Origin of the sequence: Streptomyces canus, assembly GCF_041435015.1 — a bacterium.
Taxonomy (GTDB): domain Bacteria; phylum Actinomycetota; class Actinomycetes; order Streptomycetales; family Streptomycetaceae; genus Streptomyces; species Streptomyces canus_G.
The window spans coordinates 618,352-645,009 of record NZ_CP107989.1 but is presented as its reverse complement, the minus strand read 5'-3'; the positions used below and the strand labels follow the sequence as shown (position 1 = coordinate 645,009).

The following is a 26,658-nucleotide window of genomic DNA, read 5'->3' as shown; positions in this document are numbered from 1 at the left end:
CCGGAGGATGGGTGTGTGTCAGGCGGTGGCGCAGGCGGTGCCGTTGAGCGTGAAGGCGGAGGGCTTGGCGAAGGTCCCGCTGGAGGTGCCCTGGAACCCGAAGGTCGCCTGGCCGCCGGCCGCCAGCTCGCCGTTGTGGCTCACGTTGCTCGCCGTGACCGCTCCTGACGACCCGGAGAGGTTCGCGTTCCAGGAATTGGTGATCTGCTGCCCGGAGGGGAGGGTGAACGCGAGCTTCCAGCCGCTGACGGGGGAGGTGCCGGTGTTGGTGATGGTGACGTCGGCGGTGAAGCCGCCCTGCCAGGCGTTCGCCCCGTACGCCACCTTGCAGGCGGTGGAGCCTCCCGGGGTGCCCGGGTCACCGGAGGAACTCTTGTTGACGGAGGAGGAGAACGAGGTCACGGCGAGGCCGGCGCCGTTCTGCCAGGGTTCGAAACCGGCCTGAACACTCGTCAGGTACCAGCTGTTCTGGGCGAGTCCGCGGGAGACGGCCTGCCGGGCGAAGTCCATGACGTTGAAGTTCCAGCTGCTGATCGCCGACGGCGCGACGAAGGACAGTACGTCGTTCGAGCCGTTGTTGCCGGACCACACCTGCCAGTCGCGCCCGCCCACGTTGGCGTTGCCGACCGGGGAGCCGATGGGCTGGACGGATCCGACCCTGTTGAACCAGATCATGATCTCGGTCCGGTTCACGCCGTCGGTGCGGGGCGTGGGATCGAGCCAGATGTCGTACGCGGCGTCGTACACCGCGTTGTTGACGTAATTGAAGGAGATGCCCGAGGGCGCAGTCGAGATGGAGCTGAGCTGAGCGGGGAGGTTGGTGCCGGGAGAGCAGTTGGTGTAGTGGCAGCCGTTGTAGACGGACGGGTAGGACTTCGGAGCGCCGTTCGTCGGGACGGATCCGTCGGCCTGGGTGATCCTGAATCCCGAGTCGCTCGCGGTGATGCACTGGGTGGCGCTGGTGCCCCAGCGGTTGTTCTGAACCACGTAGCGACCCTGGATGGTCGTCGTGCCGAAAGTCTCGCAGATCGTGGTGTCGGCCTGCGCGACGGGGGCGGTGGTCAGCAGCGCGACGAGTGAGACGAGCGAGGTGAGCAGCGCGCCGAGCAGGCCACGCGCGCGGCGGGCATGGTGCGGTGAAGGACGCATGCGGATCCTCTTCAGGGTGGGGGAGAGGTAACCGGGAAGTGCTCCCACGACCTAGTGAATGGGAGCGCTCCCAATTTTGGGTTCGCCAGGACTGTAGGGAGCGTTCAGGTCCATGACAAGGCTGTCGGCAGGAACTGGGTGAACCGATTTGGGGAGCCTCAGGTCAGGCAGCGGGTGCGAGGCACGGCACGCGGCTCCGGGGCTCTCCCCGACCGTTGCGGGCGCGTCAGGTCGACTCGCGGACCACCAGCTCCGTGCGGAGGATGACGTGACGCCAGGCCACGGCGCCCTCCTCCATCTCCTCCAGGAGCAGTCGGATCATGGCCCGCCCGACCTCCTCGATCGGCTGGCGCACCGTGGTCAGCCGCGGTTCGGTCCGCTGCGCCAGCGGAAAGTCGTCGAAGCCGATCACGGCGACATCCTCGGGCACCCGGCGACCGGCCGCGCGCACGGCCTCCAGAGCCCCCGCGGCTGTGGTGTCCGACGCGGCGAGGACGCCGTCGATGTCCGGGTGCCGTTCGAGGAGCTCGGCCATGGCGCGGCGCCCGCTCTCCGCCGTGAAGTCGCTTTCGGCGACGCGGGTCCGCTCGACCTTCAGGCCCGCCAGCGCCAGGGCCTCTTCGTAGCCGCGCAGCCGGCACTGGGCGGCGTGCAGGTCGAGCGGCCCGGTGATGGTGGCGATGACCCTGCGGCCCCGCTGGACAAGGTGGGAGACGGCGCTGCGCGCACCGCCGACGTTGTCCATGTCGACGTAGCTGACGTACTCGTCGCCGGAGCGGCGCCCCAGCAGCACCGTCGGCAGCCGGGCCTCGGCGAGCATGTCCGGCAGCGGATCGCCGGCGCGCACGGACATCAGCAGGACGCCGTCGACCCGGCCGCCGCGCGCGTACTCCAGGAAGCGCTGCCGTTCGGCGTCCGAACGGACCAGGGTCAGCATCAGCTGCATTCCGGTGTCGGTCAGGGCGTCCCCGAGCGAGGTGACGATCTCGGAGAAGAAGGGCTCCGCGAACTGCCGCCAGTCCGGCTCCGTCATGACCAGGGCGACGGCGTCGGCCCGCCGCCCGGCCAGGGAACGGGCCGCGAGATTGGGCACGTAACCGAGTTCGTCGATGGCCTGCTGCACGGCCCGACGTGTCGACTCCTTCACGCCCGCGGCGTTGTTGATGACGCGGGAGACCGTGCCCCGTCCCACCCGCGCGTGGGCGGCCACCTCCTCCAGCGTCGGTGCCCCCGGGCGTCGCCTGCCCATGCCACCTCCCCCAAGAGATCACCGATCTTACCGGCCGGAGGGGATCGCGCACATGACTTCACCAGGGGCGTGGTTACGGACGGTCGTCCTGCCCCCAATGGTTGGGAGCGCTCCCGAACGGAGCGGGGGCACTGCAGGGTCGGCAACGGAACCGCCTCCCCTTTGCGGAGGAGGGCCGGGCGGCCCCTGGGGGTGGGGCCGCCCGGCCGGGTGACCCCGTCGCCTGGTGACGGGGTCGGGTACGCGGAGCTCCGGCGGGGGCTACTCGAGGAGTTCCGCGTACGAGCCCATGGCCAGGGCGATGTCCGCCTGGGCCCAGAACCGGTGATAGGTGAACACGGGCGCGGCGCCGCCCTTGAGGTAGGCCTCGATCTTCGACCAGGCCGGATCGTTCTTGTAGAAGGACCGGATCGAGGAGAACGTCGAGGACGAGGTGATGGCGTCGCCGTTCGGCATCGTGCCGCTCCAGCCGGTCGGCACGTAGACGCTGTCGTTGAACCGGCTGTAGTCGCTGCGGGTTTCGGGAACAGCGATGCCCAGGCTGTCCTGGTAGTTGGTCCACATGCCGTCCAGCAGCGCCTTCGCGGTCGTCTTCGCCGCCGTGTCACCGGACTTGGCGGCGTAGTAGCTCAGGGTCTTGGCGTACGCGGCGGCCACGCCGACGTCGTTGGTGTAGTCGGCGACGGTGACGTGAAGTCCGCTGTTGGCGCCGGGACTTGACGCGTTCCAGGTGTCGGGCTGGCCCGACCACTGGAGGGTGGAGGGGATCTGGTAGGTGCCGTCGGGGTTGATCGTGGTCTTGGACAGCGCCCACTTGACCCACTTGTCGAGGACCGCCTTGGCCTGCGCGTTCCCCGTCTGCTGGTAGTACTCGGCGACCCGCTCCATGGACCAGGCCTGGAAGCCGAACCACTGGTTGGACGGCGGGTCGTGGTAGACCGGCTGCTCGTCGTAGTACATGCCGTAGAACGTCGACTTCCCGGCCGGGGGAGTCGCGTAGCGGCCCGCCCAGCTGTTCGTCGAGCCGCCGGCGATCGCGCCCTCGTCCGACTGGAGCCAGCGGTAGAACTCCATTTGCCGCTGGAGCGACTTGCTCCAGTCGGCCGCGCCGGTCGACGACTTCGGCTTCAGGTCGGCGGAGGAGCTGAGCGCGTACGCGGCCAGCGGGTTCTGGTAGCCGCTGTGGGCGTAGCTGGACCCGATCCGCCAGGCCCAACCCCCGCTGGTGTCGGTGGAGCCGCCCCAGGCGTAGTACCAGGACAGCAGGTACATCGAGGCGTCCTTGCCGGTGCCGGCCGCGCAGGTGGACGGCCCGACACAGTTGCCGATCTTCTTGAAGTACTTGTCGTACATGGCGTAGCGCAGGTAGTCGCCCATCTTGGCCGCCTTGGCGACCGTGCCCGACACGGCCGAGCCCTTGCCCTGCTGCTTCGCCCACAGGTCCGCCCAGTAGGCGGCCTGCACCGCGCGTGCGTCGGCGTCCGGCGCGGTGGTGTACTTCCATTGCTTGGCGTACGACTTGTCCCCGGTGAACAGGTCCAGGTAGCCGTTCTTGCCACCGTACTTGAAGGCGTCGCAGGTCGGCTGCGGCACCGTCTCCCATACCGATTCCTGCGGTCCGCGCTGGAAGGTGTTGAGGTACGACGGTCCGGTGGCCGTCGGGCCGGCCTCGCACTTGCCGCCCGGCGTGTTGCCGTACCCGTAGATGTTGTCGACGTCCTGGATCCAGTGCATGCCGTAGACGTCGTCCGTGCTGTAGGTCGATTTCAGCTCGCCGGCGAGCGGGTCGGAACCGACCGGAACGGACGGGTCGAGTGCCGTCGGATACTGGTTCGGCGTGTCTTCCTCGGGCCCGTAGGTGGCCGGCTTGGAGGCGTTGTAGAAGGAGTTGGTGGGCTGGTCGGCGTGGGTGGGGATCATGTACTTCTCCATGATGTCCCAGGCGCCGTTGAACTTGGACCAGTCGCCGGTCACCTTGCCGTACATGGCCTGGAGCCACAGGAGGTAGCTGTACGCCTCCGAGGTGGTCTCGTGGCCGTGGTCCGGCGCCTCGACGATCAGCGTCTCGACCGAGTGGTAGGGGATGCCCTCGGGGGAGAAGTAGCCGTTCGCCGGGTTGGTGATCTTGCCGTACAGATCCAGGAAGCGGGCGTTGTAGGTGCCCGTCGCCGCTATCTGGGTGACCGTCACCGAGGCCTTGCCGTGCCCGGCGGCGGTCGAGTCGAAGGTCGCCGCGCCCGTGTTGGAGGAGTCCGCCGTGACGGTCACCTTCTGCGCGGTGTTCCAGTTGGACGGGGTGAAGGTGAGCGAGGCCCCGCCGGTCACGGACAGTCCCGTGTTGCCGCCGGTGCGGGCGGTCGTCACGGTCACGTCGGCCGACGGCTGGGTCGAGAGTTTGACCTCGTAAGTCGCCGTCTTGCCCTGCTGGACGGCGAGTTGGGTGGTCGAGGCGACGACCGCGGGACCCGAGGCGACCGTGATGCCGACCGGAGTGGATTCCGCGGACGCGCCCAGGCTGTCGTACGCCTTGGCCAGCAGGGAATGACTGCCCACGGTCAAACCAGAGACGGAGAGCGAGTAGGGCGCGCTCGTGTCGGTGCCGAGCAGCGTGGTGTCGTCGTAGAACTCCACCTTGCTGATGCTTGCGCTGTCCGCGGCGGCGGCCGTCGCCGCGAGCGGTACCGCGTCACCGCGCGAGTACGTCGCGCCGGCGACCGGGCTGGTCAGTACGGTGATCGGCGGCTGGTGGGCGCCCGTGCAGCTGGTGCCGTTGATCGCGAAGCTGGTCGGAGCGGCGTTGGTACCGCTGTAGCTGAACTGCGCGCCCGTGGAGACGGCGGAGCCCGCGGCGATGGTGCCGTTGTACGAGGCGTTCTTGACCGTGACGGTCTGGCCGGCCTGGGACCAGGTGCCGTTCCACCCGTTGGAGAGCTTCTGGTTGCCCGCGTAGCGAAGACGGCATGGGCGGTGGAGATGACGAACCACTCGCACACACCGGGAGGCCACCAACGATGCAGCCCCCTGCACGACCAAGGCTGGGGCAGCGGCCGATCGCGGATCCTGAGGGACGGGATTGGGCCTCGAGGCCTGGTGCGGTGGTGATCCGGCGGGGGAGCCCGCTCAGCCCGCGCAGGGTGTGAGCGGGCAGGGGTCGGTCATGCCGCGTCAGGAAGGGGTCGTCGGGCGACCTCGCGGGCGTCGTCGGGCGGCACGCCCAGCATGCGCAGGACCATCTCGGCCAGGGTCGCCGCGGACTCGTCACCGTCCAGGTCGGGCCGGGCGAACCGCAGCTCCACCAGGGACAGCAGGGTTCCGCCCAGTGCGGACAGGGCGACCGCGGGGTCGAGGGCGGTGAAGCGGCCGGAGGCCATGCCGACGTGGAGGTCACGCAGTGCCCGCCGGACCAGACCGTTGTCCGAGTGGAGGTGTCCGAGGCCTCGACGGCGCAGGACCTGCATCAGCTCCGGGTGCGAGTCGGCCATCCGGGCGCTGAGCCGGAAGCCGACGCCCTCCGCGAGAAGATCCGCGACGCCATCCGCACCGGCGCCTCACCGCGCCACGTGCCCGACGAGATCCTTGAGGTGCCGGGAGTCCCGCACACCCGCACGGGCAAGAAGCTCGAAGTCCCGGTGAAGCGCCTGCTCCAGGGGGCCCCGGTCGAGCAGGTCGTCAACCCGGCGGTCGTGGACGCCCCTGACCTGCTCGAGCACTACGCCCGCCTGGGCGCCGAACACCGCGGCTCCTCGCCTGATCCGGCACATTGATCGTTCAGGACGCCGCCGGCCGCGAACGCCGCGGCGCGACCAGAGGGCGGCGCGGGAGCCGGACGCCGCCTCAGCCCCTGTAGACGATCTCGGCCTGGTCACGCCTGGTGGCGTGCAGGTCCCAGTAGGCGGAGGAGACGGCCTCGGGCGTGGCCGCCTTGAGCGCGGGGTCGATGGAGGCGCCGCCGAGCGCCACGTCGATGGCGATGTGGGCGGCCTGGATGCCGGTGCCGTCCAGTTCCTTGTGCAGGTTGACGACCCAGTTGCGCAGCGCCGCGGCGGCGGCGTTGACGTTGCCGACCATCGGCAGCGGGTCGAGAGAGCCGGCACCGGTGGTGTAGAGCAGGGTGCCCGCGCCGGCCTCGCGCATCGCGGGCAGCACTGCCTTGGTCGCGGCCATGGCCCCGTACAGCTGGACTTCGATCTCGTGCTGGATGTGGGAGGGGTCGCTCTCGGCCGGAGTGGCCAGCACGGTGGATTCCATGGCGAGCGGGGAGTACTCCAGGACGTCGATGCCGCCGAACCTGGCGGCGGCGTCCTTGAGCGCCTGGGCGAGCGCGGCATGGTCGAGGACGTCCGCGGGGAACGCGGCGGCGGTGATGCCCTCGGCGCTGAGCGCGGCGACGAGGTCGTCGAGCTTCTCACGGTTGCGGGAGATCAAGGCGACGTCGAAGCCCTGGGAGCCGAAGGTGCGGGCGATGGCCATGCCCATCTGAGGGCCGGCTCCGATGATGGCGATGCTGGTCACAGCGATCCTTTCGAAAGGCGCGGTAGGGAAACGGCAAGATCCGGATAGCCCTATCCGGATAGAAAACGGATAGACCTATCCAGCTCGCTGAAGTCAGGCTAGCACGAAAGTGGATAGGTCAATCCGATTGCTGGCCTGGCGGGCATCTGCGGTTGCGGGCGTCACCGGCGCCTTCCCCGGCATGTCGAACACCACGCTTCGTTCGCATTCGCCGGAAGTAGCTCGACGGCATGGGACCCGATGAACCCGGCAGCGCCCGTGATCCCCTACGCGCATGAGTGCAGGCCAGGGTGGTGAACCAGCCCGGGAGGGGGTGGTGCTACGGGTGCAGCGGGTGACGACGATGACCCGGCCGCGGGGGCGGGAAGAACCGGTCGCCGGCGGCGCACCACGACACGCCCCGTCCGGACAGCTCCTCCTCGTTCGGCGGATCGAGCTTGCGGTAGTCGGAGCCGGTGGTCACGATCACCGTTCTGGCGCGGTGGGCGGCGCCGGACCTCTCGGCCCGGGGGCGTCCATGTTGATCATCAGGTCCGGGCCGTCGATGCCCTCGGGAAAGTCTGCGTGGTGGTCAGCGAGCCGCCGACGAAGATCGCGCCGCCGAAGACGTGCGGCTTCGGCTCGGCCCGGCGGTGTGGAGGGCCGCGGTGTATCCGGCGGGGCCGGAGCCCATGACGATGACCTTGCGTACGTCCGTGCTCGTGCTCACGCCTGGGATTCCGGCGCGATCTCCTTGATCAGGCCCTCGACCAGTGCCTTGATCTCGTCGCGGATCGGGCGGACGGCCTCGACACCCTGGCCGGCCGGGTCCTCCAACTGCCAGTCCAGGTACCGCTTGCCGGGGAAGACCGGGCAGGTGTCGCCGCAGCCCATGGTGATGCAGACGTCCGACTCCTTCACCGCGTCGACCGTAAGTATCTTCGGGACCTCGGCGGAGATGTCGATGCCGACCTCGGCCATGGCTTCGACGGCGGCCGGGTTCACGCCCGCGCCCGGATCGGAGCCGGCGGAACGGACCTCCACGCGGCCTCCGGCCAGGTGGGTCAGCCACGCCGCGGCCATCTGGGAACGACCGGCGTTGTGGACGCAGACGAACAGCACGGACGGCTTGTCGGACATCAGAGGTCCCTCTTGTCTCGCGGCGATATCAGTAGTCAATGAATTCAGCACACGATGGTGTCAGTCTCCACTGATGTGAAAGTATCAGTCCATGATGACGTCAGTCGACACTGATCTGATGCGAGTCCTCGCCGACCCGCTCCGTCTCCAGATCGTCACCCTGCTCGCCCGGGAGACGCTCTGTTCCACACACCTGATCGAGGAGACCGGTGCGAAGCAGACCAACCTCTCCAACCACCTGAGAGTGCTGCGCGAGGCCGGGGTCGTGGAGACAGAGCCGTGCGGCCGGTACACCTACTACACGCTCCGCCCGGACGTCATCGCCCAGCTCGCCGGTCAGTTCGCCGACCTGGCCGAGTCCGCTCGCAATGCCGTCGGCAACAAGAGGGCCTGCCCGTGACCCGCACTGAATCCCTCGCGACCACCGAAGAGTCCTCGGCCGTCGCGAAGCTCTCGACGCTCGACCGTTTCCTCGCCGTCTGGATCCTTCTCGCCATGGCCCTCGGCCTCGGCCTGGGCAGGCTCATCCCCGGTCTGAACGATGCCTTGGCCAAGGTCGAGATCGGCGGCATCTCGCTCCCGATCGCCGTCGGCCTGCTGATCATGATGTATCCGGTCCTGGCCAAGGTCCGCTACGACAAGCTGGACGCCGTCACCGGCGACAAGCCGCTCATGATCTCCTCTCTGGTCATCAACTGGCTCGTCGGACCGGCCGTCATGTTCGCGCTCGCCTGGATCTTCCTTCCCGACCTGCCCGAGTACCGCACCGGCCTGATCATCGTCGGCCTCGCCCGCTGCATCGCCATGGTCATCATCTGGAACGACCTGGCCTGCGGCGACCGCGAGGCGGCAGCCGTCCTCGTGGCGCTGAACTCGGTGTTCCAGGTCTTGGCGTTCGGCCTGCTCGGCTGGTTCTACCTCGACCTGCTGCCCGGCTGGCTGGGCCTTGGCGACGGCGAGCACCTGGACATCTCCATGTGGAAGATCGCTCTGAACGTCGTCATCTTCCTCGGCGTCCCGCTGCTGGCCGGCTTCCTGACCCGCCGCGTCGGCGAGCGGAAGCTCGGCCGGGAGAAGTACGAGACGGGCTTCCTTCCGAAGATCGGCCCGTGGGCGCTTTACGGCCTGCTCTTCACGATCGTCATCCTTTTCGCACTGCAAGGGAAGACGATCACCTCCCAGCCGCTGGACGTGGTCCGGATCGCGCTGCCGCTGCTGGTGTACTTCGCGGTGATGTGGTTCGGCACCTTCGCTCTCGGCAAGGCCATCGGCCTGGCCTACGACCGCACTGCCACGCTCGCCTTCACCGCGGCCGGCAACAACTTCGAGCTGGCCATCGCGGTCGCCATCGCCACCTTCGGCGTCACCTCCGGTCAGGCCCTGTCGGGTGTGGTCGGCCCGCTCATCGAGGTACCGGTCCTGGTCGCACTCGTGTACGTCTCCCTGGCCTGGCGGCGCAAATTCAGCGCCGGACGGCAGCTGACGGCCGTATCGCAGGAGAGCTGACGCACTGTCTGGACTGCTCCGGGCTCGGGCGCAGGTTGCCGCGGTCGGTGTCTGTGCCAGTGCGGGGCCGTGCTCTGCCCCGTCCACTCCGAGAGTTCCGAGCAGTTCCTGACCTCTACGAAGCCTGTCTCCCGCCCGCCACCGAGCCACCGGTGTGGCGGCTGCTGTGCGGCACGTGCGCGACGGCTCACCGCGCCTACCCGGCGTGCTGCCCGCAGACAGCGCACATGGTCGGTCCGTACCTCATGACGAGAGACCGGCGCACGCAGGTGGTGATCGTCGAGGGCGGCCAGTCCGGCCTTGACGCCCGGTCCAGGCCGTCGAGGAGGGCGAACTGCCGTGGCGCCTGTGGCGTGTCACCCAGCCCGCACCCCGATGACCACTCTGCGGTTCGCCGGGCCTTGGGTCAGGCGACAGCCGACGCGTTGGTCAGCAGCTGCCCCATCGCGGCGAGCACGCTCGGCTCGACCCGGTAGTAGACCCAGGTCCCGCGCCGCTCGGAGGTGAGCAGCCCGGCCTCCTTGAGCTTCTTCAGGTGGTGGGAGACGGTCGGCTGGGAGACGCCGACGTCGGAGATGTCGCACACGCATGCCTCGCCGCCCTCGTGGGAGGCGACCGCGGAGAACAGCCGCAATCGGACCGGGTCGCCGAGCGCCTTGAACATCCGCGCCGCCACCTCGGCCTCCTCCGCGCTGAACGGTCGCTCGGTCAGCGGCGGGCAGCACGGCGCCACGGCCTGGCCGTCGGCGGGCTCTATCAGCGGCAGCACCTTGGCATTCGACATGCGTCTATGTTGACACACATCGAACCAAGCGGGCGAGGGTCAGCCTGGTCAGCGCCGGGGATGGCGGTGCGCCAGTCGCCGCGTGACGCGGTCGGCGTCCCGGGCGGGGAGCGAGGCGCCGCCGAGTCAGGGGGGCGTACAGGCTGGTTCGCCAGAGGGCTTTGACGCCGTAGATCGGCCTTGGGGACTAGCGGAACAGCCAGTAACGCTAACCTCGATCTTTCTTGACGGTCCGCGAGGGAGTCGGTGGACCGTTTCGCTTTCGGTGGCTGATTGCGGGCAGGCCGTGGGCCCGAGTGTCGCGTCGGGTGGGCGCCGGGTTCCACTGCTCCGGGTGGGGTGGTGCTACTCGCAGGGGTAGGGAAGCTGCTGGTCAGCCGGGGTTCGGCAGGAGTGTGAGCCGTGCGAGGGCGTCTGTGATCTCGTTGGTCCAGGGCCAGTGGGCCGCGAGGCGGAGGATGCGGCGCCGGCCGGTGGTGACGAGCTGGGCGGCTGCGGAGAACAGGCGGAAGCGGAGGCGGCGGGGTTCCCAGAGACGGGTCTGGCCGGTCAGGGCGAGCATGGGCATCCAGGCCAGCAGGTCGAGTGCGATCTGGACGATCTCCAGCCACACCTTGTTCTGCGCGGTGTCGTGCAGGGGCAGATTGCGCAGGCCCGTCGCGCGGGCAGCTCGGATACGGTCCTCGGCCCGGGCCCGCAGCCGGTGACGGAGCTCGAGTTCGGCGATGGGACGGCCGGCGGTGTTGGTAGCAAAGCAGGTGATCCGCATGCCGTCCGCATCGGTGATCCTCAACTGGGCCCCGGGATGCGGCCGTTCCTTGCGGACGATCAGCCGCATGCCCTTCGGCCAGCCCTCAAGCAGGTCGCCGGTGAGCTCGGCGACCCAGGCCCCGTCGCGGACCTCGCCGCCGGTCTCGACGGCCGGCGTCCATGCCGATGCCGGGATCTTCAGGACGTGCTGGTGAATGGCTTCGGTGATCACCATGCCGACCGAGTAGGACAGCCAGCGCCCGCGCTGGGCGATCCAGGCGACGAACTCGTGGGTGCCGCCCGCGGAATCGCAGCGGATCAAGGTCTGTCGCCCCCGCCGGTACTTCGTGGGCAGCTGAGCGAGGGCGAGGCGGGCGGCCTCGATGTGGTCGGCGGCCGTGTTCGAGCCCGCGTTGCCCGCCCTGAGAAGGGACGCGACAGGTTCACCGGTGCCACCGGAGCCGTGATCGACGAAACCCATCAGCGGGTGGTGACCGTAGGTCTTCTTCCAGGTCGGGGCGGCGTCCTGCTTGTCCGAGTGGGCGATGACCAGCACTCCGTCCAGATCCACGGTCACCTGCCCACCAGCGTCCGGAGCCCCGTCGCGGGCCAACTTCCAGACCCGGCAACGGACTTCGGACCGGGCTGTGCGGATTGCGGTCAGTGCCTTCTCGCCCGAGGCGGCAAGGGTGTCGATCAGGCGGGAGACTGTCGGGTCGGAGGCGACCGGCCCGAACACGGCTGGCTCGGCCCGAAGCATGCCCACATCTGCCAGGCAGTCCCCGCCCAGCGCGACCGCCAGCGCCACATCCAGCAGGACCTTGCCCGGATCATGCACCGCCCGCGACTTGCGCCACGGCGCCAACGCCGCCGATATCGCCCTGTCCAGGCCAGTCTTGCGGATCGTCTCCACCAGCAGCACACCGCCGGCCTGGGAGACCACCCCGCGACCACCACCTTCGGTACGGACACACGGGTAGGACCCGATACGCTTCTTCACCTGGAGAGTGCTTCTTTCACGCGACGACCTGGACCCTAGACAAGTCCCATCGTTGCAGGTCAGGAGCACTCTCCGCGTTTCTGATCACCTACCGGACGCCCTGCCACGTGAAAGCGCGAGGCTAAGCACTTGATGTTGCTGCGTTCGCCTACAACTCAAACGTCAGCTGCCCGCCGTTTCGAGCGCGGTATGCCGGGTCTGGGCCCGGATGCGGGCGTGGTGGTTACAGTCGTAGTGCAGGTGGCAGCCCTGGCATGGCTTTGAGGTTGGCCGGGTTACAGTTCTCCGGCGTGTAGTCGAGGTGCGCGCTCTCGTCGTCAGGATGACCCGCGAACCGGTGCCGTACACGGGCTGTCCGTGCCGGTTGGGACACCGGCCGGGTGACTGCCGCGTCCGCACTCGCCTTCACACTCGGACCGCCAGCCGGCGCGTTCCTTGATGGCGTTGGAGATGTCCGGCCAGTCGGCGGGACAACGCTCGCGGTCCTAGGGACGGATCGGCACGTGGGGTCACCGTTCCGCAGCGTCGAGCTGGTGGGGGACGGCGGAGGCGCGCAGGTCTTGGAGGTCGGGGATGTGGTTGTAGAGGGTGCCCGGGGAGATGCCCAGCATTTTGGCGATCGAGGTGATGGAGCGGCCGGGGTCGGGCAGCAGGTCGCGGGCGGCGCGGATGACTTCCTCGGTAGCGACGGTGGGGCGCCCGCCGACCCGGCCGCGGGCGCGGGCAGCGGCCAGGCCCTCGCGAGTGCCCTGGACGATGAGTTCGCGGATGAACTCCGCCAGAGCGGCGAAGACGTGGAAGACGAGTCGGCCGCCGGGGGTGGTGGTGTCGAGGTTCTCGTGCAGCGAGGTGAAGCCGATCCCGCGCGTCCGGAGTTCGGCGACCATGTTGATGAGGTCCTGGAGGCTGCGGCCGCAGCGGTCGAGCGAGGGGACCACGAGGGTGTCGCCGGCATCGAGGAAGGCGTGGCACGCCTTCAGCTCCGGGCGGAGCGCGTTCTTGCCGGACTTCTTGTCCGAGAAGATCTTCCGGCATCCGGCAGAGGTGAGGGCATCGATCTGCCGGTCGAGCTTCTGCCCGCCGCTCGACACCCTCGCGTACCCGATCTTGATCTCGGTGCGGACGAGCGGCTCGGCGACGAGGAATTCGGGATGGCCGGACGGCTCCAGGGGGTCACTCATGACCCCGGATCATGTCAGAAAACGGTGGTTCGGGGTTCTTGAAGCACTGAAGTTTTTGAAGGGGTTTTTGAAGGGCTCTCGGTTCTTTTCGATCTTGAAATGGCGATCTTCAGAAAACGTTCGTTTTTTGAAGGCGAGGCTCGTCGACCCGCATCGTCTTCTCTGTTGGATGGGAGTGTCGCAGTAAGGGCGGTTGGTGCGATGCCGGGCCCTCATCAGCACCCCGGGCGAGACTCTGACGGCACGGTCGGCGGCAGCCCGGCGGGGACGCAAGGGGTCATCCCGGTTTCTGATCGATCTCGGCGAGTTGCGCCTCCACCTGGTCTCCCAATTCGATCAGCAGGTCCATCTGCGCAGGGGTCACGTGGTCGATCAGCACATTGCGCACGTCAGCCAGGTGGAGCGGGGCGGCTGCCTCGACGAGGGTGCGGCCCTGTTCGGTGATGACCACGACGGCCCCTCGCTGGTCGGTCGCGCATCGCTCGCGGCGGATGAGGTTGCGGTTCTGCATGCGGGTCAGATGCTGCGACAGACGGCTCTTCTCCCATTGCAGCGCATCTCCGAGTGCGAACGACCGCAGGCGTCCCTCGGGCGCCTCAGACAGGTGCGCCAGCACCTGGTAGTCGGCGGTGGACAGCCCGCTGTGGGTGCGCAGCTGCCGCTCGATGTATTCGGACAGGCCGGCCTGCATCTTCATGAGGCTGCGCCAAGCCCGCTGTTCACGCTCGTCCAGCCATCGCGGTTCGTCCATGAAGCCCATCCTACCGCTTTGGTTGACATGTTAACCAGTCCGTCGTACGGTTTGGTTAACACCTCAACCAAATGGACTTGCGGAGGTCGGAGCCGCCTACAGAAACGCGGCGACGACAGGCCGGACGACGAAGCTGCTCTGCAGCCTCGACAGCCTTCAGCAATTACTGGAACAGGGAGCACTCATGTCTGCAGACACCCGCTACGCCATCGTGGGCACCGGAAACATCGGTTCGGCGCTGGCGCGCGTCTTCGCCCGGGCCGGAGTCGAGGTCAGCATCGCCAACACCCGCGGACCGGGCTCGATCAGCGAACTCGCCGCCTCCTGGGGTTCCACGGTCCGGGCCGTGACGCTCACCGAGGCACTGGCGAGCGACGTCATCTTCATGGCCATCCCGTTCGGCGCAGTCGAGACGTTCGGCAACGCCCTGCCCGACTGGAACGGGAAGATCGTCGTCGACACCACCAACGCGCACTACGCGCCCAACGCGGGCGACATCCTCAAGGGTCGGCTCTCCTCGCAGTACGCGGCCGAGGTCCTGCCCGGCGCCCAGATCGTGAAGGGCTTCAACCACCTTCCCGCCCAGACGCTCGCCGCCGAAGTGCCCTCCGGCCAGGGCAAGCGCGTGGTCTTCGTCTCCAGCGACTCCGGGGAGGCCAGCTCCCAGATCGCCGAGCTCGCCCGCACGCTCGGCCTGTCGCCGGTGGAACTCGGCAGGATCGACGAAGGCGGACGCCTCATCGAGGTTCCCGGCGTACTGGTGCTCAGGAACTTCACCGAACAGCCCCTCACCTGATCGGCCGCATTCCGCCTTCCACAGGCGGTGCGGCCGGCGCCGACGAGCCGTCCCGCCTCAGCGTCTGCCGTCACCGACCGCACCGCGGCGGCCGGCGCCCGGCCCGCGGCCGGGTTGCCGCGCAGCAGCGCTCTCCATCGATGAGACCGCACTTCAGCAACGCTCACGCGTGAACAGCAAACCCGCCGGCACACCCATCCTCCACGGATGCCGGTCCCTCACAGCTCGGGCGGTCCGAATCACTCTCCAGAAAGGCATGACCCGTGTTTGTCTTCGCCGCCGTACTGAGCGTTCTGCTCGCCGTTGTCGGGCTGGCCGCCGGACTACCGAAAGCCCTGCTCAAGGGCAGCATTCCAGCCCAGTTGCAGTCTCCCGGAGGCTTCAGCGCCCCGCTGGTCCGGTTCATCGGGCTGGCCGAGCTGGCCGCAGCCGCAGGGCTCATCGCCGGTCTCTTCTGGCAGCCCATCGGCGTTGCCGCCGCCCTGGGATTCGCAGTCCTGCTCGTCGGAGCCGTCGGCTTCCACGCCAAGTCCGGCGACTACGCCAACCCCGAGACCCGCGGCAACGCGATGGCACCCATCATCCTCACCGTCATCGCGATCGCTGCCGCCGCCACGCTCGTCCTCGCCTCCTGACCAGCGCCTGAATCCGAGGCGCCACAGCTCACCTTCCACCCGGCAAACCCGGCCGGGTGATCGCGAGACGCCCTCGCCACGCGGACCGTCACCGATCATCCGCATTCCCGACCACTGCTACACCTGAGGAACATCCCATGGCCACGCTTCTGCATCTCGATTCCTCGCTGTTTTCCGGCGACGCCTCCTCCTCCCGCGCCGTGACCGCCGCCTTCCGCCGGACCTGGCAGGAGCACCACCCCGAGGGCACGGTCATCTACCGTGACCTCGCCACGAACCCCGTACCGCACCTCACCGCCGACGCCCACACCGCCGGCCAGACCGACCCGGCCACGCACACCCCCGCCCAGGCCGCCGCCCTCGCCCACCGGCTGACGCTGATCGACGAGCTGGAGAACGCCGACGCCATACTGATCGGCGCTCCGATGTACAACTACTCGATTCCCTCGACCCTCAAGGCGTGGCTCGACAACATCGTCCTCGTCGGCCGCACCGCCGGCGTGGAAAGCTCCAGGCTCAAGGGCACCCCCGTCACCGTCGTCGCCAGCCGCGGCGGCTCCTACGCCCCGGGCACGCCCCGCGAGGGCTACGAATACGTGCAGAACTACCTCACGGCCGTTCTGGCCGACGCGCTCGCCCTGGACGTGAACTTCATCGTCCCGGAACTCACGATGGCCGTACACAACCCGGCGATGTCCCAGCTGATCCCCCTCTTCGAAGCCTCCCGCCAGCAGGCACTGGACGACGCAGCCTCCACGGCCAAGGCGATAGCCCACCGCATCGCCGCCTAGAAACAGCGCCCTCCGGACGGCGGCCGTGAAGCACGCTTCACGGCCGCCGTGGGCGAACTCCAGCGGGGACAGGCGGCTGGCTGCCCTCGAAGGAATTTCTCGCCCCGGAGGAGCTGGACGACGCGAACCGGCGAATCGACGAGGCGGCCGGCGCTGCCGGGCGGGACCCGAGCCGGACCAACCGGGTCTACAACCTGGTCGGTGACCGTTCGACTACGCAGCGGGTCGACCTGCTGACGAGCTGGCCGGTCGAGCACGGCATGAACGGCTACATCTTCAGCGGCCCGGTCGACGAGTCCGCGCTGCGCCCCATCATCGAGAAGGTCGCACCCGCCGTGCGCGAGGCAGTCGCAAAGGAGCATCGACGATGACACAGCCGCAGGCGGGAACTGTCGCCGGCCGCCAGATGATGCAGCAGCTGCTGATGGCGCATGCGCCGCTGCGCAGCGACGTCGCCGCCCTGCGCAAGGGGCTTGAGGTGCTCGATGCGGCGACCACACGCGCAGAGGACATCGAGGAGCTGCTCGGCGGTCTGACTGTCGCGGACCTCACCTGGCAGCTCAAGGTGGGCTGCCAGCATTTCTGCGCCCACCTGGACGCCCACCACACGATCGAGGACGCTCGGATGCTGCCGGTCATACAGCACCGGTTCCCCGAGCTCACCGATCAGATCGGGCGGCTCCGGCGCGAGCATGAGGAGGTCAAACAGATGATCGTGAGCATCCGCGCCGACGCGCGGCATCTGAACCCCAAGGACGAACGCTCCGTCCACGTGGTGCTGGAACAGATCGTCGCGCTTTCCGACCACCTCCAGGCACATCTCGACTTCGAGGAGCGCACCCTCTTCCCGTACTTCCTGCGGATGGACCACGACTGGCACGCCTGAGCTGTCCTGGCCGGGAGCGTGAGGTTGGAGCCGCGGACGGCCGTGCCGCCGCGCCATGGAGGCTTTGAAGGTGGACGCTGAGCTTGACTCTGACACGAAAATAGAGGCTTCGTGCAGGTCAGGTCACCTCGATGGGTTCGAAGCGGATGGTCATCGGCGCGTCCCTGCGGTCGGCGGCGAACCGCTCGTTGGCCTCCCGCAGGTGCTCCCTCATCTCGTCGTACGAGTCCGTCACGGTCATACCGGCGCCCCCTTCTCACTGCCCCGCCGGTCGGCGGTGGCCTTCTCGAAGTACAACGACCCGCCCCGGACGGCGGATGCGGCGCTCACTCCTCCTGGCCGTCGTCATCGTCGAGGTCGATGGCATCCGGGTCGCGCAGGGGCCGCAGCCCCTTCACCGGCTGGGAGGCGGTGAAGTTGTACCGGCCCAGGACGTTCAGATTCTTGTGCTTGAGCGGGGAGAGCCGGGCGACGTCCTCGTCGCGGATCTCGTGGCCCTCCGCGCGGAGCTGGGCGAGGGCGGCGTCGATGTAGCGCGTCGTCCACAGGACCACGGCGTTCAGCACGAGCCCCAGCGCCCCGAGCTGGTCCTCCATCCCGTCCCGGTACGCCTGGTGGATGGTGCCCTTCTTGCCGTGGCAGATGTCGCGGGCGAGCTTGTGGCGGGATTCCTGGACGGTGAGCTGTTTGTGCATCTGGCGGCGGTAGGTGTCGTCGACCGGGTCGACGACGGCGAGCAGGTGCAGGGTCTTGGCGATGCGCCCGTACTCGGCGAACGCCTGCCCCAGCGGGGCGGGATGCCCCTCTCTGCCGAACATCCTCAGCAGGTCGTAGGCGCGGCCCTGGTTGGTGACCAGGGAGCCGGCGACCCGCAGCATGTCCGGCCAGTGCGTGATCACCTTCTTCACGTTCACCTTGTTCCGCGCGATCGCCTCCAGCGGCCCGTACTCGCCGGCCGTCTCGGCGCCGGGCATCTGGGCCTTCCAGAACCGCTGGTCTTGAAGGTCCTTGAAGCGCGGGGAGAAGCGGTAGCCGAGCAGCTTGAAGATGCCAAAGACCATGTCGGAGTAGGAGGCGTTGTCGGTGGCGACCATCTCCGGCTTCACCCCGCCGTCCAGGTTCAACAAAGCGTCCAGGATGAACAGGGAGTCGCGCGGGGTACCGGGCACCACCATCTGCCCGATGCCGATGACCTGGTCGTTGATGGCGTTCAGCCACGTGATGCCGGTCTTCTTCGCGAAGTACTTGGGTGAGGGGGCCGCGTTGATGGTACGGACGGGGACGACGAACCGCAGGCCGTCGACGGAGGCCAGCAGGCCCTTGCCCCAGTGCTCGACGATGGGCACCTGGGCCTGGGCGGCGATCAGGGCCGCGTTCGCCGCGGCGATGGTGTCGGCGCGCAGATAGTACTGGTCGACGTGGACCAGCCGGGAGCGGGTCAGAGCCTCGTGGTTGGGGTTGATGACCGGGGTCATCCCGATGTTGCACGCCTCGCTCACCAGCAGGGCGACGACCGAGGTGGTCAGGTCCTTCATCCGGGTTCTGCCGTCGCCCAGATGCACGAAAGCGTCCAGGAACCCGGTCCATGAGTACACCTCGAACACCAGGTCCGGCAGGTCGATCTTCGGAAGCATCTTCTCGACACGCTCGCGCAGCCACTTCAGTGACTTCGGCTCACCGAGCGCGTGGAGCTTCTCCACGTTCAGCTTCGCCCGGCCGTTGGGCTGCACCTCGATGCTGATCTTCGCGTCGGCGCCCGCCTCCACCAGGCGCTCGGCCATCTGCTTCCACGTCGCGTCCAGCACGGCGACCAGTTCCCGAAGGTGCTGTTCGGCGTCCTCGTCCAGGCTCAGGCCCGCCAGGACGTCCTCACGCACCGCCTCCCACCCCTTGCCCTGAAGCAGCCGGGCTCGCGGGTCGGACCAGCGGTGCGAGGGCGAGGCGAAGATGTCGCGGCGCCTCAGCGCGCCGAACAGCTGCTCCAGCACACACACCACGTACGCATCACGGTCCACCGCCCCCTGCGGCAGCTCCGCGTTCGCGTACACGGTCTTGCGCCAGTGCGCCGGCACCAGCTTGTCGTCGACCTCGCGCGGCAGCAGCGGCTTCTCGCCCACCTTCCGCCGGGAGAGAGCCGGGAGCCGCTGCACCCCGGTGAGGATCCGTCTGCCGGCGGGCGCCGCGTCCAGCGCCTTCGACTCACCCAGCAGCGACAGGAACGGCCTGACGGTGTTGTAGCGCAGCGCCAGCGCCCCACGCAGCGCGGTCTCCGCCGTGCCGTCGTCCTCCGGCACCAGGCTCACCACCGTGGCCGCCGCGCTGGAGAGCGCGGCCCGAGGCGCGACCTCCTCCAAGGCCCGCCACAGCCCGGCCACGTCGACATCGCAGCCGCTCGCCTCGATGAGCTCCAGCTCCTCGATGATCACCTTCGAGACCCGGGCGGTGATCCGTGCCGCCTTCTCCAACTGCGGCAGCGTGGACAGGCGCTGCTTGTCCGTGGACCGCCTCGCGGAGCTGATCAGCCGGGTGGCCATCAGGATCTCGAAAAGGTCCAGCGCGTCGTCGATCGCCTTCGCCTCCAGGTAGCGCATCACCGCGGTGAGCATCGCCGTGCGCTTGGGCTCCGGGGTTCGCTCCAGCTTCGGCGCCTTGGTGCCCAGCCCGTACCGGGCCAGCGCGGACAGCCGGTTCGGCGGAACCTGCTCCAGCCTGAGACGGCCCAACTGGAAGGCGGCGATGTCCTCGACCCGCTGCAACGCGGCCTTCATCGCGGTGCCGGTGGTCCGCGTCGGCGGCCGGCGCATCCGCTCCAGCTCCGAATGCCGTTTGCCCTGCGGCGTCTTCAGCGTGGCAACCAGGTCGCCGGGCAGAGCCGGGGCCGCCCGCCGGGCCGCCCTGGGGACCGTGGCGTGCAGCCGCTTGTCCGCGACGCCGCGGACCTCGGCGACCTGCCGGGCCAGCACACTCACTCCCGGCAGCAGCACCCGGTTGCGGCGCAGCCAGCCCACCGCGTGATCGAACAAAGCCTTCGGCCCCTCCGCGTGCGCCGTCCACGCCCGGCCGTGCAGGAAGGCCCTGAACTTCCGGCCCTGGTCGTGGTCCTCATACTGGTGATAGCCGTACGCGTCACGTATCTCCCACGCGTGCTCGTACGGCGTCGGCCTGCGCTCGGTATACCGCTTGATCTGGGAGACATCCCCGATCCCCAGCTGCTCGGCCAGATGCTCGACGACCGGCCACGGCACCGCGAGGGGGTCCTCCAGGAACAGCCCGATGTACCGCACCGTGCACATCTGGAGCGCGAAGCCGAGACGGTTGTGGTCCCCGCGCCGCTTCGCGATCAGCTTCAGGTCCTCGTCATCAAGGAAGAAGAACCGCTCCAGCTCGGGCTTCGTCGGCTCCTCGGCGAACTTCCCATACGCCTCAGCCTGCTCATCAGTCAGAAATTCCACCGGCATGCGGCGGACCGTAGCCATCCCCCACCAGCGATCGGGGACCTTCCGCCGAACCCCCGCACAGCACCGATCACCTGTGCTAGAAGCCCAAGATCAAGTGCTTAGCGTTACTGGCTGTTCCGCTGGTCCCCAAGGCCGTAGATGCCAGTGAACAACTGCCGCCGGGCCGGAGCCCCCTGGGTGAGGGCGGCCCGGTAGTGACTGTGGTGGATGACGAGCCGGCCGGGCGGAGCGATGTCCAGCCCGGTCCGCTTCAGTCAGAAGTGCAAGTCACGGCCCCGATGTGCTGGCCGGATAACGTGACGGCGCCCAGCTGACCAGGGTCACCCGTGCCATGGTGGCGAGATCGGCTGCGATCTGCACGGCGGAGTCGCCCGCACTCACCACGACGACCCGCTGCCCGGCCAACCTTTCCGGGCTGCGGTGGTCGGCGGCGCGCGCCGCCAGGCGGCCGCCGCCCGCCAGCTCCACCTCACCCCTGTCGACCCGGCGGACGGTGGTGACGCGCGGGCCGGTGCGGGGATGTCTGCGTCCGGCCGAGCGGCGTACGCGGTGGGGCTGTCGTAGTAGCGCGGCCCCGACCCGGGCGAAGTTGGCGCGGCCCCGACCCCTCCGCCACCTCGGACGCCTCCAGTGCCACCGGCTCGGCGCCCCGTTGTCGTAGGGCGTGCGCCGTGATCGGCCCGGACTGCCCGCCGCCGTTCACCGCGACGTCGACGTGCTCCATGGAGAGCACCGTTGATTCGATGAATGTCTATGTTGACGCTCGTCGAATCAGGTGCCATGCTGGCCGCGCAAGCCATCGACGAATGCCGAAACACCGAGGAGTCGACCGTGAACGCGCCTGCCACCGCCGAGCTGCCCGTCGTCGTGATCGGCGCCGGTCCCGCCGGACTCGCCGCCGCCGCCCACCTGATCGACCGCGGTCTCGCCCCGCTGGTCCTGGAAGCCGGCCCGGTCGCCGCGGCGGCGGTGCGGGAGTGGGCGCACGTGCGGTTGTTCTCCACCTGGGGCGAGGTCACCGATCCGGCCGCCGAGAAGCTGCTGGCCCCCACGGGCTGGGTGAAGCCGGACGCCGCCACCTATCCCTCGGGCGGGGACTGGGCCGAGCAGTACCTCCAGCCGCTCGCCGACATCCTCGGTGAGCGGGTCCGCTTCGGCGCCACCGTCACCGGCGTCTCCCGCGCGGGCCGTGACCGGATTGTGGACGCCGACCGCGAAGCCCAGCCGTTCGTCGTCCATGTCGCCCACGCCGACGGCCGCGAGGAGCGGCTCTTCGCCCGCGCGGTCATCGACGCCTCCGGCACCTGGACCACCCCGAGCCCTGCCGGCGCCAGCGGCCTTCCGGCCCTGGGGGAGAAGGCGGCCGCCGGCCGGATCGCCTACCGCGTGCCGGACCTGAAGGACCCGGCCGTGCGCGCCCGGCACGCGGGCAAGGCCACCGCGGTCATCGGCTCCGGCGCCTCCGCCTTCACCGCGCTCGCCCACCTGGCCGACCTCGCCACATCCGACGAGGGCACCGGAACCAAGGCCGTGTGGGTCCTGCGCCGCGGGATCTCCGGCTCCACGTTCGGCGGCGGCACCGCCGACCAGCTCCCCGCCCGCGGCGCCCTCGGCCTCGCCGCCAAAGCCGCCGTCGACGACGGCCATGCCGACGCGGTCACCGGCTTCCGCACCGACGCCATCGAGCGCGACGCACAAGGCCGCCTGGTGCTCGTCGGCGAGGATGGCCGCCGCCTCGACCCGGTCGACGAGGTCATCGTCCTCACCGGCTTCCGCCCCGACCTCTCCTTCCTCTCCGAGCTCCGCCTCGGCCTCGACGATCGCCTCCAGGCCCCGACCGCCCTGGCCCCGCTCATCGACCCCAACCAGCACTCCTGCGGCACCGTCTACCCGCACGGCGTCAACGAGCTCTCCCACCCGGAAAAGGGCGTCTACCTGGTGGGCATGAAGTCCTACGGCCGCGCCCCCACGTTCCTCGCGATGACCGGTTACGAGCAGGTCCGCTCCATCGCCGCGGCGATCGCCGGAGACCAGGAGGCCGCCGAGCGTGTCGAGTTGACCCTGCCGGAGACCGGAGTCTGCGGCGGCGCGGGCCTCTTCGACGACTCCGAGGCGGCACAGGAAAGCGACGGCGGCGGTTGCTGCGCCGCCCCGGCCACCCTGCAGATCGGCGTCGGCGCCCCGGTCAACTCCGGCGGCTGCTGAACTCCCCTCCCACGCAAGGAGATTCGCCATGTCCCGCGTACAGCTCGCCCTCCGCGTCCCCGACCTCAACGCCTCGGTCGCCTTCTACAGCAAGTTGTTCGGCACCGGACCCGCCAAACTCCGCGACGGCTACGCCAACTTCGCCATCACCGAGCCTCCCCTCAAGCTGGTCCTGATCGAGGGCGCGGCGGGCGATGCGACGGCCATGGACCACCTCGGCGTCGAGGTCGAGAGCAGCGAAGCGGTCCACGCGGCTACCGCCCGACTGGGCGAGGCGGGCCTGGTCACCGACGTGGAAGACGACACCACCTGCTGCTACGCCCTCCAGGACAAGGTCTGGGTCCGTGGCCCCGGCCAGGAACCCTGGGAGGTGTACGTCGTCAAGGCCGACGCCGACTCCCGGGCCAAGCAACAGGGCAGCACCTGCTGCACCGGCCGGACCGACGCGGACGTCGAAGGCGGCGCGAAGGAACCGTCCGTCGCGGGCGACTGCTGATGATTCGCCGCTGGCAGCCCTCCTCGCGGTCAGACCCGGTGCCCTCTGGGGTTCCGCAGATGGTCGGTTCCAGCAGCGGGCGCGCCGCACCGCCGGATCCCGTGGAGCCGTCGTCCTACGGTGTGCCCGGTGCTGTGCCGGCCAGGTAGACGGTATTGGCCGAGGTGCCGCCCTGCAGGGGGTTGTCGAAGTCGACGACGTGGGCTGCCGACTGTGCGAAGACCTCCCTGAGCGCGGAGGTGAACTCCTCGTCGGGCGGGTCGTTCGACCACAGGGCGAACACCCCGCCGGGGTGGAGGTGTTCGGCGAGGGCGCGCAGTCCGGCAGGCTGATACAGCGCAGCATGCCGGGGATGAAGCACATGGCGCGGTGAGTGGTCGACGTCCAGCAGGATGGCGTGGAAGCGGCGGCCCGGCTCCTGGGGATCCAGACCGCCGGGGTCGGCGGCCAGCGCGAAGAAGTCGCCGTGCACCAGGCGGCAGCGGGCGTCCGACGTCAGCCGGGCCCCGAGGGGCACCAGGTGCCGCTGGTGCCAGTCGATGACTTCCGCGAGCGCGTCGATCACGGTCAGCGAGCGCACCCGGGGGTCGTCCAGCGCCGCCTGGGCGGTGTAGCCGAGCCCGAGTCCGCCGACGGCGACGTCCAGTTCGGGCAGTTCGGCGTCCGGCAGCTGCGCCAGGGCGAGTTCCGTGAGGGCGATCTCGCCGGTGGTGAAGAGGCTGGACATCAGGAACTCGTCGCCGAGTTTCACCTCGTACACGTCGTCTCCCGAGACCGGGTGACGGCGCCGACGCAGACTGATCTCGCCGATCGGTGTCGGTTGCCAGTCGATCTCCTCGAAGCGCAGGCCCATCCGCTCACCCTTCTGACGTTCGTTCGTGGATGTATGAGTGACGCGGCAGGCGTGGAAGCGGGGAGCCGGGCGGCGACCGTCTCAGGCGTCGATCACGACCGGGATGATCAGCGGCCTGCGGCGGTGGGCGCGGAACGCCCAGTTGCCCACGGCGCGGGCGATGAGCTGTTCGAGTTGGTGGGCATCGCCCACGCCTTCCTGGGCGGCGGTGGCCAGCGTCTTCTCGATGACGGGGATCACCGGCTCGAAAGTGCTCTCGTCGTGGACGAAACCGCGGGCCAGGAAGTCGGGTGCCTCGGCCAGCGCGCCGGTGTCGGCGTCGACGAGGGCCACGACCGTGATGACGCCCTCCTGGGCAAGGGTGACCCGGTCCTTGAGGGACGCTTCGGTGGCGCCGCCGACTTCCATGCCGTCCACGTAGACGTTGCCCGCGGGCACCTTGCCGACGATGGAGGCGCGGCCGTCGACGAGGTCGACGACGACACCGTCCTCGGCGATCACCACTCGCTCGGGATCGACGCCGGTACGGATGGCGAGGTCGGCGTTGGCCCGCAGATGACGGAACTCGCCATGAACGGGCATGACGTTGCGGGGCCGGACGATGTTGTAGCAGTAGACGAGTTCCCCGGCGCTGGCGTGGCCGGAGACGTGCACCTTGGCGTTGCCCTTGTGCACGACGTTGGCGCCCCAGCGGGTCAGGCCGTTGATCACCCGGTAGATGGCGTTCTCGTTGCCGGGGATGAGGGAGCTGGCGAGCAGGACGGTGTCGCCCTTGCCGATACGGATCGCGTGGTCGCGGTTGGCCATCCGAGACAGGGCGGCCATCGGCTCACCCTGGGACCCCGTGCAGACCAGGGTGATCCGGTGGTCCGGCAGCTTCTCCAGTTCCTTGGCGTTCACGACCAGACCGGACGGGACCTTGAGATAGCCGAGATCGCGGGCGATGCCCATGTTGCGGACCATCGAACGGCCCACGAAGGCCACCTTGCGACCGTGCTCGTGGGCGGCGTCCAGGACCTGCTGGATGCGGTGCACATGGCTGGCGAAGCTGGAGACGATGACCCGCCGCGGGGCGGTCCGCAGGACCTGCTCGATCGCGGGGTTCAGTTCGCGTTCGGAGGTGGTGAAGCCGGGGACCTCGGCGTTGGTGGAGTCGGTGAGGAACAGGTCCACGCCCTCCTCGCCGAGGCGGGCGAAGGCGCGCAGGTCGGTAATGCGGTCGTCCAGGGGGAACTGGTCCATCTTGAAGTCACCGGTGTGCAGCACCAGGCCGGCCCGGGTCCGCAGGGCCACGGCGAGGCCGTCCGGGATGGAGTGGTTGACGGCCACGAACTCGCAGTCGAAGGGACCGAAGCCGCGCCGGTCGCCCTCCCGCACCCGCACCGCGCGGGGGCGGATGCCGTGCTCCTTGAGCTTGGCCTCCAGGAAGGCAAGAGTGAGCTTCGAGCCGACGACCGGGATGTCCCTCCGTTCGCGCAGCAGATACGGCACGCCCCCGATGTGGTCCTCGTGGCCGTGAGTGAGCACGACGGCCACGATGTCGTCGAGGCGATCCCGGATCGAGGTGAAATCGGGCAGGATCACATCAACGCCGGGCTGGTTCTCCTCCGGGAACAGCACACCGCAGTCCACGATCAGCAGCTTGCCGGCATGCTCGAAGACGGTCATGTTCCGGCCGATTTCGCCCAGACCACCCAGGGCGGTCACCCTCAGTCCACCGTCGGGCAGGGGCGGGGCGGCTTTGAGTTCTGGGTGCGGATGGCTCATACCCTCACGTTACCGGAGGGTCTGCCGGGGTGATCCACTGCCTGGCCCAAGCCGCTGAAGCGGATGCCGCTGAGCGACAGCCTCGGCATGACCGTGAGCGTCGTTGTCGCCACCGACACGCTGCCCATCACCACCGGCACCGTATCCGGCGGGCGTTGCCACTACTGGCGCATCGTCGCCCACCGCGCCCGCGCGATGGCGACGACCGCACCCGGCCGGACCACTGGCGTCACGGCCCTTCCTGCGCACCCGTCAGACGTCGAAGCGGCGGCGGGCGGCCTCGATGTGACCGAGGTACTGGTGGGTCCAGCCGCACATGCCGTCAACCGTGGCTCGCAGGGCACGGCCCGGCTCGGTGAGGGTGTACTCGACCCGCGGCGGCACGGTGGGATGCACCGTCCGCTCGACCAGGCCGTAGCGCTCCAGCATGCGCAGGTTCTGGGTGAGCATCTTGTGGCTGATGCCCTCGACCTCGTTGCGCAACTCGCTGAAGCGCACCGTGCGCTCTCCGAGAGCCTCGATGATCAGGAGCGCCCACTTGTTGGCGACGTCCGAGAAGATCTCTCGCGCCAGAGAGTCCGCGCGCCTCAGGTCCGCGTCTTCGGGCGAGCCCGTGAATTGCTTGGTCGCCATCAGGGTCCCCAGTCGCTGAAAATTTTCGTTCTTCCAGATCAAGAAAGACTCTCCAACAGGTCTCGAGTAACCACAAGAGAGCACGTGGGTCTTGCACAGCACACGTGCCGCTCGGCGTGATCGTGCGTGGGTGTCTC

The 26,658-nt window shown here is 69.0% G+C and carries 23 protein-coding genes and 3 pseudogenes; 9 read left to right on the top strand and 17 right to left on the bottom strand.

The window, feature by feature from the left end:
• Window positions 1-18 precede the first annotated feature (18 nt).
• The 4 genes and pseudogenes from OG841_RS03125 to OG841_RS03110 form a co-directional block, all read right to left on the bottom strand.
• Window positions 19-1,149 (bottom strand): GH12 family glycosyl hydrolase domain-containing protein, encoded by a 1,131-nt coding sequence (locus OG841_RS03125; RefSeq protein ID WP_371563196.1) that lies wholly within the window; start codon window positions 1,147-1,149, stop codon window positions 19-21.
• A gap of 226 nt (window positions 1,150-1,375) precedes the next feature.
• Entirely contained in the window at window positions 1,376-2,398 is a 1,023-nt protein-coding gene (locus OG841_RS03120; protein WP_266555541.1) for a LacI family DNA-binding transcriptional regulator, read from the bottom strand.
• A 261-nt stretch (window positions 2,399-2,659) separates the two neighbouring features.
• Window positions 2,660-5,383 (bottom strand): glycoside hydrolase family 48 protein, encoded by a 2,724-nt coding sequence (locus tag OG841_RS03115; RefSeq protein WP_371563192.1) that lies wholly within the window; start codon window positions 5,381-5,383, stop codon window positions 2,660-2,662.
• 170 nt (window positions 5,384-5,553) lie between these two features.
• Window positions 5,554-5,940: pseudogene (locus OG841_RS03110) on the bottom strand (TetR/AcrR family transcriptional regulator); the annotation flags it as partial.
• On the opposite strand from OG841_RS03110, the pseudogene OG841_RS03105 reads away from it, so the two are divergent.
• Window positions 5,902-6,162, top strand: a pseudogene (locus OG841_RS03105) (acetoacetate--CoA ligase); the annotation flags it as partial. The pseudogenes OG841_RS03110 and OG841_RS03105 sit on opposite strands and share 39 nt — an antisense overlap.
• Before the next feature lie 70 nt (window positions 6,163-6,232).
• On the opposite strand, the gene OG841_RS03100 reads toward OG841_RS03105, so the two are convergent.
• From OG841_RS03100 to OG841_RS03090, 3 genes and pseudogenes are all read right to left on the bottom strand, one after another.
• Entirely contained in the window at window positions 6,233-6,910 is a 678-nt protein-coding gene (locus OG841_RS03100; protein ID WP_328642901.1) for an SDR family NAD(P)-dependent oxidoreductase, read from the bottom strand.
• Window positions 6,911-7,274: 364 nt separating this feature from the next.
• A pseudogene (locus OG841_RS03095) lies at window positions 7,275-7,583 on the bottom strand (NAD(P)/FAD-dependent oxidoreductase); the annotation flags it as partial.
• A gap of 32 nt (window positions 7,584-7,615) precedes the next feature.
• Window positions 7,616-8,029, bottom strand: a complete 414-nt coding sequence (locus tag OG841_RS03090; RefSeq protein ID WP_371563189.1) for an arsenate reductase ArsC — start codon at window positions 8,027-8,029, stop codon at window positions 7,616-7,618.
• A 91-nt stretch (window positions 8,030-8,120) separates the two neighbouring features.
• Here OG841_RS03090 and OG841_RS03085 point away from each other — a divergent pair, with 91 nt between their 5' ends.
• Both OG841_RS03085 and arsB read left to right on the top strand, forming a co-directional pair.
• Window positions 8,121-8,429 carry an ArsR/SmtB family transcription factor gene (locus tag OG841_RS03085; protein WP_328642903.1) on the top strand — a complete coding sequence of 103 codons (309 nt, stop codon included), beginning with the start codon at window positions 8,121-8,123 and terminating at the stop codon, window positions 8,427-8,429.
• A complete protein-coding gene (arsB, locus tag OG841_RS03080; RefSeq protein ID WP_328642904.1) occupies window positions 8,426-9,535 on the top strand; it encodes an ACR3 family arsenite efflux transporter in 1,110 nt (369 codons plus the stop codon). Before OG841_RS03085 ends, arsB begins: the two co-directional genes overlap by 4 nt.
• Before the next feature lie 406 nt (window positions 9,536-9,941).
• On the opposite strand, the gene OG841_RS03075 is transcribed toward arsB, so the two are convergent.
• The 4 genes from OG841_RS03075 to OG841_RS03060 all read right to left on the bottom strand — a co-directional run bounded on the left by OG841_RS03075 (window position 9,942) and on the right by OG841_RS03060 (window position 14,001).
• The gene (locus OG841_RS03075) at window positions 9,942-10,319 is read right to left on the bottom strand and encodes an ArsR/SmtB family transcription factor (RefSeq protein ID WP_059209934.1); all 378 of its coding nucleotides are present in this window, start codon (window positions 10,317-10,319) and stop codon (window positions 9,942-9,944) included.
• A 373-nt stretch (window positions 10,320-10,692) separates the two neighbouring features.
• Window positions 10,693-12,069: an IS1380 family transposase gene (locus tag OG841_RS03070; protein WP_266697342.1), complete on the bottom strand. Its 1,377-nt coding sequence runs from the start codon at window positions 12,067-12,069 to the stop codon at window positions 10,693-10,695.
• 509 nt (window positions 12,070-12,578) lie between these two features.
• Window positions 12,579-13,250, bottom strand: coding sequence for a recombinase family protein (locus OG841_RS03065; protein ID WP_371563184.1), 672 nt, complete (start codon window positions 13,248-13,250; stop codon window positions 12,579-12,581).
• A gap of 277 nt (window positions 13,251-13,527) precedes the next feature.
• The gene (locus OG841_RS03060) at window positions 13,528-14,001 is read right to left on the bottom strand and encodes a MarR family winged helix-turn-helix transcriptional regulator (protein WP_057582258.1); all 474 of its coding nucleotides are present in this window, start codon (window positions 13,999-14,001) and stop codon (window positions 13,528-13,530) included.
• Between the two features lie 184 nt (window positions 14,002-14,185).
• Here OG841_RS03060 and OG841_RS03055 point away from each other — a divergent pair, with 184 nt between their 5' ends.
• The 4 genes from OG841_RS03055 to OG841_RS03040 all read left to right on the top strand — a co-directional run bounded on the left by OG841_RS03055 (window position 14,186) and on the right by OG841_RS03040 (window position 17,109).
• The gene (locus OG841_RS03055) at window positions 14,186-14,797 is read left to right on the top strand and encodes an NADPH-dependent F420 reductase (protein WP_060897116.1); all 612 of its coding nucleotides are present in this window, start codon (window positions 14,186-14,188) and stop codon (window positions 14,795-14,797) included.
• Window positions 14,798-15,060: 263 nt separating this feature from the next.
• Window positions 15,061-15,432 carry a DoxX family protein gene (locus OG841_RS03050; protein WP_057582123.1) on the top strand — a complete coding sequence of 124 codons (372 nt, stop codon included), beginning with the start codon at window positions 15,061-15,063 and terminating at the stop codon, window positions 15,430-15,432.
• Between the two features lie 137 nt (window positions 15,433-15,569).
• The gene (locus OG841_RS03045; protein ID WP_181649890.1) at window positions 15,570-16,223 is read left to right on the top strand and encodes an FMN-dependent NADH-azoreductase; all 654 of its coding nucleotides are present in this window, start codon (window positions 15,570-15,572) and stop codon (window positions 16,221-16,223) included.
• A 367-nt stretch (window positions 16,224-16,590) separates the two neighbouring features.
• Complete coding sequence (locus tag OG841_RS03040) at window positions 16,591-17,109, top strand: hemerythrin domain-containing protein (protein ID WP_371563176.1); 519 nt, start codon at window positions 16,591-16,593, stop codon at window positions 17,107-17,109.
• 118 nt (window positions 17,110-17,227) lie between these two features.
• Here OG841_RS03040 and OG841_RS03035 read toward each other — a convergent pair whose 3' ends face one another.
• The 3 genes from OG841_RS03035 to OG841_RS03025 all read right to left on the bottom strand — a co-directional run bounded on the left by OG841_RS03035 (window position 17,228) and on the right by OG841_RS03025 (window position 21,035).
• Complete coding sequence (locus tag OG841_RS03035; RefSeq protein WP_267953763.1) at window positions 17,228-17,350, bottom strand: hypothetical protein; 123 nt, start codon at window positions 17,348-17,350, stop codon at window positions 17,228-17,230.
• Between the two features lie 85 nt (window positions 17,351-17,435).
• Window positions 17,436-20,567: a Tn3 family transposase gene (locus OG841_RS03030; protein WP_371563173.1), complete on the bottom strand. Its 3,132-nt coding sequence runs from the start codon at window positions 20,565-20,567 to the stop codon at window positions 17,436-17,438.
• Window positions 20,568-20,834: 267 nt separating this feature from the next.
• Window positions 20,835-21,035 (bottom strand): hypothetical protein, encoded by a 201-nt coding sequence (locus OG841_RS03025; protein ID WP_371563170.1) that lies wholly within the window; start codon window positions 21,033-21,035, stop codon window positions 20,835-20,837.
• Between the two features lie 363 nt (window positions 21,036-21,398).
• On the opposite strand from OG841_RS03025, the gene OG841_RS03020 reads away from it, so the two are divergent.
• Together OG841_RS03020 and OG841_RS03015 are read left to right on the top strand one after the other, a co-directional pair.
• Window positions 21,399-22,772: an NAD(P)-binding domain-containing protein gene (locus OG841_RS03020; protein ID WP_371563167.1), complete on the top strand. Its 1,374-nt coding sequence runs from the start codon at window positions 21,399-21,401 to the stop codon at window positions 22,770-22,772.
• A 28-nt stretch (window positions 22,773-22,800) separates the two neighbouring features.
• Window positions 22,801-23,268, top strand: a complete 468-nt coding sequence (locus OG841_RS03015) for an ArsI/CadI family heavy metal resistance metalloenzyme (RefSeq protein ID WP_371563165.1) — start codon at window positions 22,801-22,803, stop codon at window positions 23,266-23,268.
• Between the two features lie 115 nt (window positions 23,269-23,383).
• On the opposite strand, the gene OG841_RS03010 is transcribed toward OG841_RS03015, so the two are convergent.
• The 3 genes from OG841_RS03010 to OG841_RS03000 form a co-directional block, all read right to left on the bottom strand.
• Window positions 23,384-24,121 (bottom strand): spermidine synthase, encoded by a 738-nt coding sequence (locus OG841_RS03010; protein WP_328642911.1) that lies wholly within the window; start codon window positions 24,119-24,121, stop codon window positions 23,384-23,386.
• 81 nt (window positions 24,122-24,202) lie between these two features.
• Complete coding sequence (locus OG841_RS03005; protein ID WP_328642912.1) at window positions 24,203-25,888, bottom strand: ribonuclease J; 1,686 nt, start codon at window positions 25,886-25,888, stop codon at window positions 24,203-24,205.
• A gap of 252 nt (window positions 25,889-26,140) precedes the next feature.
• Window positions 26,141-26,521 carry a winged helix-turn-helix transcriptional regulator gene (locus tag OG841_RS03000; RefSeq protein ID WP_328642914.1) on the bottom strand — a complete coding sequence of 127 codons (381 nt, stop codon included), beginning with the start codon at window positions 26,519-26,521 and terminating at the stop codon, window positions 26,141-26,143.
• Window positions 26,522-26,658 lie beyond the last annotated feature (137 nt).

What these genes read in the sequence shown, in the direction of transcription:
- OG841_RS03125 (WP_371563196.1), bottom strand. Translation starts at nt 1,149, where the DNA reads ATGCGTCCTTCACCGCACCATGCCCGCCGCGCGCGTGGCCTGCTCGGC.
- OG841_RS03120 (WP_266555541.1), bottom strand. Translation starts at nt 2,398, where the DNA reads ATGGGCAGGCGACGCCCGGGGGCACCGACGCTGGAGGAGGTGGCCGCC.
- OG841_RS03090 (WP_371563189.1), bottom strand. Translation starts at nt 8,029, where the DNA reads ATGTCCGACAAGCCGTCCGTGCTGTTCGTCTGCGTCCACAACGCCGGT.
- OG841_RS03085 (WP_328642903.1), top strand. Translation starts at nt 8,121, where the DNA reads ATGATGACGTCAGTCGACACTGATCTGATGCGAGTCCTCGCCGACCCG.
- OG841_RS03075 (WP_059209934.1), bottom strand. Translation starts at nt 10,319, where the DNA reads ATGTCGAATGCCAAGGTGCTGCCGCTGATAGAGCCCGCCGACGGCCAG.
- OG841_RS03065 (WP_371563184.1), bottom strand. Translation starts at nt 13,250, where the DNA reads ATGAGTGACCCCCTGGAGCCGTCCGGCCATCCCGAATTCCTCGTCGCC.
- OG841_RS03060 (WP_057582258.1), bottom strand. Translation starts at nt 14,001, where the DNA reads ATGGACGAACCGCGATGGCTGGACGAGCGTGAACAGCGGGCTTGGCGC.
- OG841_RS03055 (WP_060897116.1), top strand. Translation starts at nt 14,186, where the DNA reads ATGTCTGCAGACACCCGCTACGCCATCGTGGGCACCGGAAACATCGGT.
- OG841_RS03045 (WP_181649890.1), top strand. Translation starts at nt 15,570, where the DNA reads ATGGCCACGCTTCTGCATCTCGATTCCTCGCTGTTTTCCGGCGACGCC.
- OG841_RS03040 (WP_371563176.1), top strand. Translation starts at nt 16,591, where the DNA reads ATGACACAGCCGCAGGCGGGAACTGTCGCCGGCCGCCAGATGATGCAG.
- OG841_RS03035 (WP_267953763.1), bottom strand. Translation starts at nt 17,350, where the DNA reads ATGACCGTGACGGACTCGTACGACGAGATGAGGGAGCACCTGCGGGAG.
- OG841_RS03030 (WP_371563173.1), bottom strand. Translation starts at nt 20,567, where the DNA reads ATGCCGGTGGAATTTCTGACTGATGAGCAGGCTGAGGCGTATGGGAAG.
- OG841_RS03015 (WP_371563165.1), top strand. Translation starts at nt 22,801, where the DNA reads ATGTCCCGCGTACAGCTCGCCCTCCGCGTCCCCGACCTCAACGCCTCG.
- OG841_RS03010 (WP_328642911.1), bottom strand. Translation starts at nt 24,121, where the DNA reads ATGGGCCTGCGCTTCGAGGAGATCGACTGGCAACCGACACCGATCGGC.
- OG841_RS03005 (WP_328642912.1), bottom strand. Translation starts at nt 25,888, where the DNA reads ATGAGCCATCCGCACCCAGAACTCAAAGCCGCCCCGCCCCTGCCCGAC.
- OG841_RS03000 (WP_328642914.1), bottom strand. Translation starts at nt 26,521, where the DNA reads ATGGCGACCAAGCAATTCACGGGCTCGCCCGAAGACGCGGACCTGAGG.